The 13,187-nt window shown below is 61.8% G+C and carries 11 protein-coding genes; 7 read left to right on the top strand and 4 right to left on the bottom strand.

What is annotated here, in order from left to right; genetic code table 11:
• Nucleotides 1–3 precede the first annotated feature (3 nt).
• Together LY625_RS09705 and LY625_RS09700 are read right to left on the bottom strand one after the other, a co-directional pair.
• On the bottom strand, nucleotides 4–213 hold the full coding sequence (locus LY625_RS09705) for a hypothetical protein (RefSeq protein ID WP_233739971.1): 210 nt from the start codon (nucleotides 211–213) through the stop codon (nucleotides 4–6).
• A gap of 345 nt (nucleotides 214–558) precedes the next feature.
• Nucleotides 559–1,536: an RHS repeat-associated core domain-containing protein gene (locus LY625_RS09700; protein ID WP_233739970.1), complete on the bottom strand. Its 978-nt coding sequence runs from the start codon at nucleotides 1,534–1,536 to the stop codon at nucleotides 559–561.
• Nucleotides 1,537–1,951: 415 nt separating this feature from the next.
• On the opposite strand from LY625_RS09700, the gene LY625_RS09695 reads away from it, so the two are divergent.
• Nucleotides 1,952–2,578, top strand: coding sequence for an HAD family hydrolase (locus LY625_RS09695; RefSeq protein ID WP_233739967.1), 627 nt, complete (start codon nucleotides 1,952–1,954; stop codon nucleotides 2,576–2,578).
• Between the two features lie 48 nt (nucleotides 2,579–2,626).
• Here the strand turns inward: LY625_RS09695 and LY625_RS09690 are convergent, their stop codons facing one another.
• Nucleotides 2,627–3,010: a hypothetical protein gene (locus tag LY625_RS09690; protein ID WP_233739960.1), complete on the bottom strand. Its 384-nt coding sequence runs from the start codon at nucleotides 3,008–3,010 to the stop codon at nucleotides 2,627–2,629.
• A gap of 453 nt (nucleotides 3,011–3,463) precedes the next feature.
• Entirely contained in the window at nucleotides 3,464–3,643 is a 180-nt protein-coding gene (locus LY625_RS09685; protein ID WP_233739959.1) for a hypothetical protein, read from the bottom strand.
• Between the two features lie 167 nt (nucleotides 3,644–3,810).
• Between LY625_RS09685 and LY625_RS09680 the strand changes: the two genes are divergently transcribed.
• The 6 genes from LY625_RS09680 (at nucleotide 3,811) to LY625_RS09655 (ending at nucleotide 13,121) form a co-directional block, all read left to right on the top strand.
• Nucleotides 3,811–5,802, top strand: a complete 1,992-nt coding sequence (locus LY625_RS09680; protein WP_233739956.1) for an ATP-binding protein — start codon at nucleotides 3,811–3,813, stop codon at nucleotides 5,800–5,802.
• Between the two features lie 222 nt (nucleotides 5,803–6,024).
• On the top strand, nucleotides 6,025–8,604 hold the full coding sequence (locus LY625_RS09675; protein WP_233739951.1) for a Z1 domain-containing protein: 2,580 nt from the start codon (nucleotides 6,025–6,027) through the stop codon (nucleotides 8,602–8,604).
• Nucleotides 8,601–9,596: a PD-(D/E)XK motif protein gene (locus LY625_RS09670; protein ID WP_233739949.1), complete on the top strand. Its 996-nt coding sequence runs from the start codon at nucleotides 8,601–8,603 to the stop codon at nucleotides 9,594–9,596. The genes LY625_RS09675 and LY625_RS09670 overlap by 4 nt, the downstream gene beginning before the upstream one ends.
• Entirely contained in the window at nucleotides 9,593–11,443 is a 1,851-nt protein-coding gene (locus LY625_RS09665) for a hypothetical protein (protein ID WP_233739946.1), read from the top strand. Before LY625_RS09670 ends, LY625_RS09665 begins: the two co-directional genes overlap by 4 nt.
• Before the next feature lie 41 nt (nucleotides 11,444–11,484).
• Entirely contained in the window at nucleotides 11,485–12,348 is an 864-nt protein-coding gene (locus tag LY625_RS09660) for a hypothetical protein (protein ID WP_233739934.1), read from the top strand.
• Nucleotides 12,345–13,121: a hypothetical protein gene (locus LY625_RS09655; RefSeq protein WP_233739932.1), complete on the top strand. Its 777-nt coding sequence runs from the start codon at nucleotides 12,345–12,347 to the stop codon at nucleotides 13,119–13,121. The genes LY625_RS09660 and LY625_RS09655 overlap by 4 nt, the downstream gene beginning before the upstream one ends.
• Nucleotides 13,122–13,187: the final 66 nt, after the last annotated feature.

Below are 13,187 nucleotides of genomic sequence, written 5' to 3'. Positions count from 1 at the left end.
CGACTACGGCCGGGCCGCCGCCCGGTGTTCCTCCACGACGCGGACGCGTTCCACGGGCGACAGTCCGTCCAGCTCGGCGATCGACAGGCGGAAACGATCAAGCAGGTAATCCTGCTGCCGCTCGGTCAGCGGCATGGCCGGCACCTCGCCGCGCAGGACCGCTTCCACGTGCGACCACAGCGCGGCTTCTTCGGTGTGTGTCAGCGATGGCATGGCTGGCTTCATGGCGTTCCATAGGCGTTGAGTGTGAACCTGACGTGGTTAGTTCCTTCTGGACGCTCAGGAAGTGAACCTAACCCCGTTTTTCCGACCCCGTTTTTTTCCGTTTTTGGTTGCCGGTCAGTAGCGTTTGCCGCTCCTCCCCATAGCGAGGGAGGTGATTAAGAAGAGGTAGAGCAAGCTGCCTGCGATAAGTGCCCTAGTGATGTCGTGCTCCAGCCACGTCCACCCCGAAAGCAGAAGTGTAACGAGCAACATTGCACCACCTGCACCGCTACGTGCTGCATCGACGTAACGCCTCCACATTCGGCTCGGAAGACTTGTGCTATCGGTCTGCATCTATTTCAGCTTCTCCTCAACCTTTGCCTTAGCCGCTGTACCGGCTGCAGTTAAGGCTTGCCCCGCATTGCTGCCAGCAGCAGAGGTCGCACCTGCAACTTTCGCAGCGTCGGAACCTATGTTCGCCGACCGAGTCGTTTCAGCAATGTGGGCACCTAAGCCTCCTTTGTTCGACATACTTTCCAGAGCAGCAGTCGGCCCCAAAGTTAATCGCTGACCAGCCGCTCCGAGGGCGGCGGCGGCAGCTCCCTCTACAAGAGCGCCACCAACATCAGGCGCCTTCCCATTTGCCACGTCACCTGCCAAGGAAGCATTCACTCCGACCGCTCCCGAACCGGCCGCGGTTTGTGCAACAGCACGGCCAACAGTCACTGTTCCTTTCGCAGCAGCAAGTGCACTTGCTGATGCAATACCGCCCGTGAGTGCTCCAGCTCCAGCAGCGATTGCGACGTCGGAAACATCGATCTCAGAGAAAGACTTTCCTTGGATGGCAGTCTGGACAAAGACCTCCACGCCCGCACCGATTACAGCCCCCCACACGAACTGCGCAACTCGTCCATCCGGGTCGGTGAATCGATAAGGATTGTTGTTGGCGTACCAGTAGCGGTTGAAGTTCGCTCCGGTGTTGCTGCCGGCCGTGACCGGATCAACGCTCAGGAACCTTCCGATCTGTGGATCGTAATAGCGCTGCTGCATATACGTCAGCCCAGTTGCAGCATCCTGCACATGCCCCGCGTAGCCCAGCCCGTCAGACACCGCCGGCGCTAGCTGCGCTCCGTACGGCTCATATTCCCTCCGCTCGATCACGTTCCTGTTGGCATCCGTCACCACCGCCACGCTCCCGAGCGCATCGGTGTGGATGTACCGCACCTCTTGAGCAGCGGCAGTGCTGAACGCGGTAACACACAGCAGAGCAAGCAGGATCCTGGCGATCACACCGCTCCCTGCGAACATAAGCCGCGCACTCCTGATCATCATCGGTCCCCCGCCTGCTCCGGACCTTCCGGCCCACTCCGCGCCCTCAGGCGCGATCCCCGTGAGCGAGCCTACTCCGGCACAGCCAAGCCAGCAACGCGAACGTTACCCGCTACCTCCGTCTACTGCCTGCCGCCCCGGTTGCCCGCCCCCCGCGCGTTCTGCTACCCACTTCGACGCGTGCCCTTCCTCATCCCTGGAATTCAGTCCACGCATCGCCCTTTCGGATCATGGGGGAAGCACACACCCCGCGCCCAGCATGAAGCTCCGGCGCCGGCACCCCAGGTTTCATGAGAAGCGAAGCGCGAGCAAATTGGCTGCAACGCGCCCGCGGAAGCCCGGCAAAGACCGGCAACCCCGCTTCGGTTCCAGGAGAGCGGTGCATGCAAGAATGCGGCACCGCACAGGAGACATCGGATTGGCTGCACCCGCACCTGATCGCCGGATCCGCGCCGTACTGTTCGACGTATACGGCACCCTCGTGCGGATCCTGCGGCCGACGCGTCCGTACCGGCAGCTTCTCGGGATCGTGCGGGCACAGGATCCGACGATCGACAGGACGGCGTTCTCCCGGCTGGTCATGACCCGGCCGATGGGGTTGTCGGAGGCGGCAAGACTTCATGGCGTGGAGTCTTCGGCGATCCAGGCCCTGGAGAACGAGCTGGAGGACGAAATCGGCAGCATCGAGCTGTTCCAGGAGGTCCCGCAGGTGCTCGGAACCCTGCGTGATCGCGGGTACCGCATTGGTGTCTGCTCCAACCTGGCGCTGCCGTATGCGTCGCCCGTAGCCCGGATGCTCGAGGGACTGGTCGACGTCACGGTGTGGAGCTTTGAGGCCGGCTACATCAAGCCGGAACCGCAGATCTACGACCTTGCCGCCGATAGGCTCCAGGTGCCCCCTTCCGCGATGTTGATGGTGGGGGACAGCTATCGGGCGGATGTCGAAGGGCCGCGGGCAGCCGGAATGCAGGCGATGCATCTGGTGCGTCGGGGTGGCGGAGGGGACATCGGTACGTTGGACCGGTTACTGGACTGGCTGCCGTAGCGACCCGCAACCTGAGGGATGGCCCGCTCGGCCGATTGCTTCCCGACCTCAGTGCAACGCGGCCATGCGGAGCGGCGTCACGGCGTAGACCGCGTGCGGTTCCTCCACCCTGCCCTGCCTGCCGGCGACCTCGTCCAACCGCTGCATCTCGACTTGGTCGAGGATGTCCCGCATGGCGAGTGCGTGGGTGTGGAGCGCCTCCCCAATCGCCGGGAGCGTTCCTTGGGCCAGGTCGGTCGCCTGCGTCGTGGCCAGCAGGTCGCCGTGGGCCGCGAGCATCCGGAGCAGCCGGTCCAGCGCATCCATCTGCTTGACAGCGATTCCGTAGGCATACGCATCTCCCGCGCCGCCGCCGGGTTGAGAAATCATCCCTTCTTGCGCCGGACCCGCATGGCTACTGTCCGGACCGCCCTTGCTCCGCCGAGTCGTCATCGCCTGCTCCTCCATGAAGTGGCCGCCCGCCGGGAGGGCGGACGGGAAGTCGGGAGGTTCGAAACCGCTAAGAGCCGGCGGGCGTATTCCCCTTGCGGGTGTTGTATTAGCCGCCCTCCCGACGCAGGCTTCGCGTCGGCTATGCCTGCGGGATACGCAGGCACAAAAAAGCCCACCAGGTTGTCGGAGGTGGGTACCGCTCTTAGAGGAGTTTCGACGCTCCTTGGGTTCGAACCTACGCCGGCTCGACACCCGCCGTCAAGCGTCCTCCCGCTACAAGTCGCAGTTGGGTGCCACTGACCGCCCCAATGGCGCGAGCAGCGGATCGCCGAACGGCCGCTACAGCAACACCTCCAGCCCCTTCCGATCGATCAGGTCCAGCAGCTTGAGCGACGGGCCGCTCTACTGGCGCACGGTCGAAGCGCTGGTGTTGAGGACGCTGGCGAATGCCACCTAGCTCAACTGGTGGCGGGAGCGCAGCTCGCGGATGCGCTCGGGAGACCACTCCGCGACGGGCCCAAGGCAAAGCGCATCGAATGTCCGCATGCGCCGTGCATCGATGAAGCCGGCGGCATGGAACTCCTGCGCGGTCTCATGGGCTTCATCGACGATGCGGCTAGTGCTTTGCGCCATCCGTTTCATGGTCGAACCATATCACTTAGGGTTATGGCCAAAGGCACCCTTTGATCGGGCGTCACCGGATCGCGTTCCTTCTCCTAGACACCGCCCCTGCCCATCGTCTCAGCTGATGATTCACCCCTCTCTCATCTTTGCCGACTCCATCAATAATCGGCATAGTGATGGCTTATCCGGTATTCCACACGAGGGCAGCCATGGCAAAGGGGAGCCTGTTAGCGTCCAATGAGGCCTTGTTTGAGGAGGACTACCTTCTCAGGACACTTGGCCGAATCGGCTATGAGCCTGACACTGCGCTCGCCGAGCTCGTGGCGAATGCGTGGGACGCGGGAGCTGCCAAAGTCAATGTCATCATCCCGGACGAAAAGGACGGGCTTCTAACAGTTGAGGATGATGGCCATGGAATGACGCCCGAGCAGTTTCGAGCTCGCTGGATGAAGCTTGGCTACAATCGCCACAGAGGACAAGGATCTGCGGTTCAGTTCCCAAAAGAACGACTTGATTGGATCCGACAGGCATTCGGACGGAACGGGATCGGCCGTCATGGTCTACTATGCTTTTCAGACCATTACACGGTCGAAACGTGGGTGGACGGAGCACTGTCGACTTTTGTGATCGGAACTGAAAATCACTCTACCTCTCCCTTCTATATCAAGGAAGAGCGAAAAGGAACGAGGTCCGGACACGGCACCCGGTTGGCAGTCATTGTAGAAAAACACCTCCCGAAGCCCGATACAATTCGCGGTGTGCTCGCCGCTCGGTTTTTGCATGACCCGCGCTTCGTAGTCGAAGTAAATGGTGTGTCGGTGCTACTCTCTGAACATCAAGGCCTCATTAAGACTCAGGCCCTCCATGTCACAGAGGACCATCAAGTAATGGCACACGTGGTCGACGCCGCATCGCCTGGACGCTCCAACCGCTACCAAGGCATCGCGTTCTGGGTCAACAAGCGTCTCGTTGGACTACCGAGTTGGACCGTTGGTTCAACAGCAGTGATCGACGGCCGCTCACGTTTCGCCAAGCGCCACGCGATCGTGATTCAGTGTGGAGACGAATGGCTCTCTCAGATCGAGGGGGATTGGTCACGCTTCAAGAATACCGAACTTGCGAGGAGCCTCTTCGGAGCAGTAAACAGCTATGCCCAATCCGTCTTTGACGAGCTCTCGGAAGACCTCATTGAGGAACAGTCCGAGGAGGCGCTCATGCGCAATCGCGAGACATTTCGTAGTCTCCCGACAGGAGCGAGACTAGAGGTAGCCCGCTTCACACAAGAACTCGTACACGAGCAACCCGGGATTCAAAGCGAGTCGCTCCATCAGGCAGTCAGGGCAGTGATCAGGCTTCAGGAAGCCAGGAGCGGTGCAAGCCTGCTTGCTCGCTTGGAAAAGCTTGCTGACTCTGACATCGACGGTCTCGATCGCCTACTCGAACAGTGGACCGTCCAAGATGCCCTGACAGTTCTCGATGAGATCGATCGCAGGCTGTCAGTAATCGCAGCCATAGAGAAGCTTGGAAGCGACGAACAGGCCGACGAACTCCATACCTTGCACCCGTTAGTTACAAAAGCACGATGGCTCTTCGGGCCAGAGTTCGACAGCGCCGAATACGCATCCAACAACACACTTCAAACCGTTGCGACACGCGTCTTCAAAGCCCGCATCGAGAACCAATCATTTTCCAACCCGAAGAAACGCCCCGATCTCGTTGTATTGAAAGACTCTACCCTCTGCGTAGTTGGAACAGAGGCTTTCGATTCAAGTTCTGAGCACCTATGCACAGTCAGAGATGTACTTCTGATAGAACTGAAGAAGGGCCGCTCGACCATTGGAAGAAGCGAGATGTCCCAAGCGGTCAGTTATGTAGAAGACCTCCTCGCCGATGGCGGGCTTTCTGGCATGCCTATGATTCATGCCTTTGTAGTCGGGCATACCGTTGCGTCAGGGCAGTTCAAGAAAGAGCTCAAAGATGGGGATGAACGACGACGCGGAGCTGTAACTCCTGTGACTTACTCTTGGCTTACCGATACCGCAAACCGCCGGCTCCATGGCTTGAGAGAGCGAATTCCCTCGCGATACGACGACGCCAGTGGCTACGCATTGGTAGCCAAGATAATGGGAACGGCAAGTCAAGCCCCCCTTATTGAAGAGTCTGATTAGGGAAAGGGTCCCGCCACCAGACATCTGCGGGCAGGCCGGTATCAGCGCTCCGATGCACTACAAGTGGAAGTATTTCTGAACTCTTTGCGCGCGCACCCTTAGACTTGCTTCGGCCACAGCCACTCACCATGCAGCAAGCGCGCCTTGTTGGTCCGGTTGACCTCCTCTCTAGCCGCGAACGATCATCCGAGGGGCGAGCACGACCTACAGGGGGGGGAAGTCTTGGCAACCCAGACCAATCGGTTCATCCAGAGCATCGAGGACAAGCTTCCTCGGCACGACTCCGTCGAAGCTGCAGCGGCAGAGGTAAGAGCAGAGCTTTCCGGCTTGGGGATCGCCATCGAAGGTCCATTGAAGGAAGAGCTGGAGGCCGCCATCGAGGCGGTCAACGCGCGCCTTGGGCCGATCGAGGTACTGCGCCGCAACTCCATCATCAAGCCGCGTGAGCAGTGGTACAGCGGCCCGTCACCCACGGACCTGCATTGGCCGTCGGTTCGGGGCTACCTGAAGAACTCGAAGGGCTGGGACGAGGAAACGGTCCAGTCGATTGACGACAGTTCGACGGAAGTCGTATCTCTCCTGGCAAATCCCAGGAACGCCCAGTTCCGCTGCCGTGGCCTCGTGGTCGGATATGTGCAGTCAGGCAAGACCGCCAACATGACGGCAGTCATCGCCAAAGCGGTGGACGAGGGTTACAACCTGATCGTCCTGCTCGCTGGCGTGACCAACAAGCTACGGGCCCAGACTCAGATACGAATCGAAGCGGATGTCGTAAAGCGCCATCGGCACCAGTGGCAGCTGTACACAGAAGAGGAGCTGGATGGCGACTTCACCGCCCCGGCCAACAAGGGCTTCACGATGCCACGTCCGGGAACGGCCCAGCTGGCAGTGATGAAGAAGGAAACCAACCGGCTGGAAGCATTCCTTGGGACCATCTCCAAGACTCCCAATGCGGTGCTGAGCAAGCTGCGGGTTCTTCTGATTGATGACGAGTGCGACCAGGCATCCCTCAACTCAGCGGCGCGCGAGTACGACATGACCCGGATCAACGAACAGATCCGGAAGATCATCACGGCCCTCCCCGCCGTCTCCTATGTGGGCTACACGGCCACGCCGTTCGCCAACGTATTCGTCGATCCGTTCCCGGCCAACAAGGACGTATTGGACGACCTGTACCCGGAAGATTTCATAACCGCACTGCCGCGGCCCCAGGATTACTTCGGGGCACGCGAGGTGTTCGGCGATGAACCCGACGACGCCGGAGCCGACGGAGAAGCAGGTCGAAACATGATCCGCGTGATCAAGGACGATCTCGACCTCTACCGCCCGGCGCGTCCGCAGGACAGGGAGAGTTTCGAGCCCGTCATGGGGCCCGATCTGCGGGACGCCATCCTGTGGTTCCTGGTCACCTGTGCCGTACGACGTAAGCGTGGCCAAGACGACAAGCACATGACGATGCTTGTACATACCTCTGCGAACATCATTCCGCACCAGCGGACCGCAAGCCTGATTTCGAAGTGGATCGAGTCACACGGAGAGGATCTTCGAAAGGGTGTGGGACCGAGCCATGGCCGCTTGCTGGAGCTGGTCCACAGGGAAACCGGGGCCGTCCCGACGAACACCGCTTTTCCTGAAGGCGCTGAGCTGATTGCGCTCATCGCAGACTCTCTGGACGCACTTGAAATCGTTGTCGAGAACAGTGCCACGGACATCAATGAGCGTCTCGACTATTCGGACCCTCCCAAGACCTACATCGTCGTCGGTGGCTCGGTGCTGGCGCGTGGCCTGACCCTTGAAGGGCTCTCGGTCTCCTTCTTCCTTCGCACCTCCCGGCAGTACGACACTCTGCTGCAAATGGGACGCTGGTTCGGCTACCGGCACGGCTACGACGACCTACCGCGCCTGTGGACCACTGCTGATCTCGCATCCAGCTTCCGTGCCCTGGCACAGGTCGAGGACGAGGTGCGAGACGAGATAGCCGTTTATCGCGCCCGGGAAGCTACTCCGCTGGATTTTGCTGTCCGCGTACGAAGCATCCCGGGAATGGCGATCACCGCGGCCACCAAGATGCGGCACGCGTACCGGACCAGCATCAGTTTCGATGGCCGTCACATTCAGACGATCCGCTTCGACCATCAGGACCTGGAGTCCCTCACGGGCAACTGGAAGGCCGGTGCCCAGCTGCTGACAGAGGCTGCCTCGTGTCGCGATGGCAACACTCTTCTTTTCAGGGGGGTGTCCTTCTCGTCAGTGCGGCGGTTCCTGAGGGACTACCGCATATGCGACGCCCACATGGACCTGAAGGAAGACATGCTTCTCGGCTATCTGGACGCGGCAGAGAAAAAACTGACCAAATGGAACGTCGCTGTCGTGACGGCATCCGACGGTGTGGCATCCGAGCGTCCACTCGGCCCCCTGTGTCACGTCCCGACCGTCCGTCGCGCCAGGCTTGCAAATACCGGCACGGACTACGCGGACATCAAAGCCCTCATGTCAAAGCGTGACATCCTGATCGACGCCGAAGATCGGTCCGTTGAGCCGCATGAAAAATGGGACGTGCTGAAAGCGCGCCGTCCCTCCTTGCCGCTGCTGCTCTTGTATCCGATCAACAAGGTGTCAGCCCCCAGTCGTCCGAGCACGACTCGCGAAGCGCTTGATGCGGCGGCTGATGTACTTGGTTTCGGCATCGTGTTCCCGGGTGTGAAGGATCGCTCGGGCAACTACTTTGCCGTCCAGCTGGATGCCGTATCCCAGGACGAGATCGAGCTGGAGGAAGCCACCGGCGCAGAGGCAGCCCTGTGAGCGCGAGTGATCCAACTTCGTCTTGGGGCCGACTCAGGGCCGGCGGTCGGGACGACAACAACGAAATCTCCACGATCGCCAGCTCTGTCGACAGCGGATACGGGCCGGTCCGCTTCGCTCTCGGGGCGAATGATGAGCCGCGCCTTCTGGTGCCCTGCTCGTCCACGACGCGGCTTGCTGCGCAGGAAGCTCCGAACCTGAGCCTGGCTTTGGTGAGGCTGATTTTGGAAGGCACCTCTACGGCCTTTATCGACCTCACCTGCATCGACCGTCGTTTGGAGTCCGTCTTTACTGAGCTCGCCAGCGAGGTTCTGAAAAGGCTGAAGGCGGGCAACTCTCCCTCCAATGCAGTGACGGGCGGCATCAGGGACTTTCGTGCTCTGCTCAGCCAGGCACATCCGGATGAAGTGTCAGACGAGATCATCGCCGGCCTCATCGGTGAACTCGTCGTGCTCTCACGCCTCTGCGCGAGGGACATTTCCGCCGTGCATGCGTGGACTGGCCCCGACTCCGAGCGGCACGACTTTCGCCACGCACGGCATGCAATCGAAGTGAAAACGTCATTGCGAGCGGATCGCAGGGTGATCTCGATCCACGGGGTCGAGCAGCTTTCCGCGCCGACGGATGGCACCCTGGTGTTGTTCCATGTCCGGATCGAGCGCACCGCCGATGGCGAGCTTTCCGTGCGGAGGCTGGTCGACCAGCTACTCGGGCTCGGCGTCCACGAGTCCACCCTGCGCACGCGACTGGGTGAGCTCGGATGCCACGACCACCATGCGAAAGAGTGGAATCGGCGCTCCTTCAACCTTGAAGGCATGTATGCGTACAACGTCGGGGCGGGGTTTCCGGCCATCACCCGTCATTCGTTTGCGCTTGGCGAACTTCCATCCGGCCTCTTGAACATTGCGTACGACGTCGATCTTCAGTTCGCGTCCGCATTCAAGCTGGATGAGGAAGGAACCAGGGCCGTGATCGAGAGGTTCCTCGCGTGACCGAGCCCCTACGCCTCTTCAGTGAGCCTTTTGCAGCATCCGGGAACATGCATGGCGAGGGGTTCCGCCGCCTGCTCGGAAGGCCGGACCTCAGTCTGGTGCAGACCGTGATTCGCGAGGCCCTGCAGAACTGCGTGGACGCGGCGCTTGGTGACCAGCCCACGGAAGTGCTGCTTCGGCTCCGCGCCCTTGCTCCTGCCGAGCGCAGCGCATTGCGCGAGCTTGCCTTCGCCACGCTGCCCCGTTCCCGCAATTCAAGACGCGATCTCGGCCGGGCTCTTGAGAAGCCCGACCTCCGGATCTTCGAGATCTGTGACTTCAACGCAGTCGGACTGGCGGGGCCGACGCGGGCCGACGTACCGGGCAATGGAGAAGAGCCACACAACTTCGTCAATTTCCTGCGCAACGTCGGTGCAAGTCGCGATACGCATCAGGGTGGCGGCACGTATGGCTACGGGAAGACCTCCCTCTATGCCCTGAGTTCGTGCGCCACGATCCTGACCGACAGCCTCACCACGAACGAGGGACGCCCCGTTCGCAGAGTGATGGGATGCCACCTGGGCGAAGCCTTCGATGCCGTCGACAGCTCGGGAGCGAGACGACGCTTCACCGGGCGTCACTGGTGGGGTGGTCTGGTCATGGACGGCAACCTGGAGCCCGCCACCGGCGACGAAGCAAGCTCCCTTGCCGACGCCATCGGCCTGCCGGTCCGCAGGGCCGGCCGGTCTGGTACTACGGTCGCGATCCTGGATCCGCTGTTTGAATCCGAGGCTCTGGATGACATCACGGACGAGCTGATCGAGACGGTGCTCTGGAACTTCTGGCCGAGAATGACCCGCTCGACCCCGACCCACCGGCGCCTTTCCATCAGGCTCGAGGTGGACGGAGACGAAGTGCCGATCCCTGCCCCGGAGGATTTCCCACCGCTCGATCTGTTCAGTCGTGCCCTGGATCTCCATCGGCGGGGAGAACAGCGACAACCCATCCTGTCCCGACGCCCGGCAAAGCTTTTGGGGCACCTTGTCATCAGCAAGGGCATGGCAGCGCAACGGATCGGCCCCGCCATGCGAACCGACAGTGTCATGCACCCCCCTTCCTCGCGCATCGCGTTGATGCGCCCGGTGGAGCTGGTGGTCAAGTACCTGCCCGGCGATCCGTTCGCCGATCCGCGCTATGAATGGGCGGGAGTCTTCATTTGCTCAGACGAGGACGAGGTCGAAGCGGCCTTCGCGGACGCGGAGCCTCCCGCGCACGACGACTGGATTCCCTCCAACCTGCCACCGGGCCATCCACGGACCTTCGTCAACGTCGCACTCAGGCGGCTCAAGGAATCAGCAGCGCAGGTTGCGCAGTCGGGGCGTATGCCTGTTTCCGGAAGCGAATCTAGCCCCTCTCTGGCCCCCACCGCGGCCCTCATGGGGCGTTTGCTTGCCGGTACTTCGGGCCGGGGCCCGGGCCGCAGCTCACCTACCCGGCGCACTCCTCCCGCCAGCAAGAAGGGGGTGGGTATCAGCCGACCCATATTTGTCGGGCTGGAGGCAGGAGAGGACGGGCACCGGGTCGCCCGGTTTGAGGCAGAGCTCAGGAACGACGGCTCGTACCCCGGACTCCGCGTTGTGGTGGAGCCACATCTGGTTGCGGATGGAGGCCGCGCGGATCCGGACGACCTTCCTGAGGAATATCAGGTAGCCCTCGAAGAGCTTTCGCTGAGGTCCGCCGGACTGGCCACGGCCAAGCAAGTACTTCAAGTTGGGCCACACGCTGGAACTATTGCGATCGCAGTGCGCGTCCCTGCGGCCGCGGCCGCTGGCATCAAGGCCCGGCTTGAATGGGATGACGGGGAATGAGCCACTACGCTCTGCCATTTCGTGTACTGCCCGACTCTGCCGTGAGCGACCACGAGGTCCTGATAGGCCCGTCGGGCTCGCCGCTACTTCCCGCGGAGGATGTCCTCCACGGATGGGACTACGCCCAGGCACTGGACGTCCTCACCCACGCGACGGTGGACATGGCCTTGGCGGCGGAATCGCTTGAAGTACCCGAGTCCGAGCTTCGCCTGTGCGCGGTCCTCCATGCAGGCACGGGAGCGGGTTCCCTGCCCCGAAGCACCTGGGAGCTCGCGCGGTGCTCCCTCTCCAGAGCTGACGGAGCAATCAGCCTCGCTGGAAGCATCGAAGGCAGCCAGTTGTCAGGCCGGCTTTGGCTGAATCTTCAGATCCTGCTGGCTTCCGTCCCTGCGAGCGGCGACCCGCTATCCCCTTCGCTGCCAGGCTCACGGCTCTGGTCCAGCCAACGAGACGTCCTGCTGGAAGATGGCGGCGATTCGCGGTTCCCGATCGAGCTGATCAGCTTTTCCCGCGCTTTCTCCGGGCAGCTCCATGCCGGGGCTCCCTGGTACGTCGACTGGAGCCCGAATGCCCTGGAGGCAGACTTCGGCGGGTCCGTTCGGGTCTATATCAACTCTGACCTGGAGATCATGTCGGGGCGGTTCATAACCGGTGACGCCTCGACACTTCAGGCCATCGTGGCGGATGTCATGACACAAATGATCAGCAGCACCCTTGCAGCGGAGGACTCCGAAGAGGTTCTTGAGCAATGCGGTGAAGGCTCGGTGGGGCATCAGATCCGGTTCTGGCTCGACAGCGCCTTTCCTGGTCAGTCCCATGCCTCGGTACTGTCGATGATGCGTGACCGGCCGAGCGTGTATCGGGCGACCCTGCTTGCGTTAGCGGCTGTGGAGGGCCTGACATGACCTTGCTCCTGCCACGGCTTTCCAAGCCGGGAGTTGCCAACATCCTGGCCGGACACAACTCTGGAGCGCCCCCTGCCCTCGACCAGGCCACCGCACTGGCCTCGTACTCCGATCTCATCTCCTTCGCGGCCAGCGGGGGTACGAGGTCACCTGAGACATCCTATCGGGTCGCCGAAGGACTCCGGAGAATCGCCGAGCAGTGTGGGTACCCCAAGCTGCTATCACGCGCAAAGTTCGACCGTGAGAGCGCCGTCTATCTAGCGGGGCATCCCGCCTTGCAGTCGGGCGAGGCGCTCCGCAACGACGTGTGGGCGTTCATGGCGACGATCGCCGCCCCTGACCTGGTCGGCTGGCGCTTCGGAGACCCGCACAAGACCCGGTTCGAAGGAGGGGTACGCAACGCGTTCCAGCGACTCTGGCTTCGGGGCAAGGCGCTGGATCGAGGTCCAGACCACGCGGAGCGGTGGCGTCTCGTGCTGTCCATGCCTGAAGACGCGGCGGTACAGATCGTTGAGCGACCCTCGCTCGGGGGACGCCCGCACGTGGCACTCGCACTCGGCGAAGGATGGCTCAGAATGGTCCAGTCCGCCGCCTTGGGCGATCATGAGCAGCTGATGCGCACCGCAACCAAGATCCTGCGTCTCCAGAACGAGATCGTAGACCTGATGTACCTGTCCGGGGACCAGCTCACGGACGCAGTGGATGCCGCATTCGCAAAGGCCCGCAGCGCACTGGGGGAGCCGGGTATACAGCCCGCTTTCGCCGACGGCTGACGCGTCGGATGTCCTATTGACAACTCGAAGGCCTCTGCCATCCTGGCAGGCCTCACTCACGCAGCA

Origin of the sequence: Lysobacter sp. GX 14042 (assembly GCF_021390425.1) — a bacterium.
In the GTDB taxonomy this organism is placed as follows: Bacteria; Pseudomonadota; Gammaproteobacteria; order Xanthomonadales; family Xanthomonadaceae; genus Novilysobacter.
Note: the sequence above shows the minus strand (reverse complement) of the source record. Positions and strands in the feature narration are given on the sequence as shown.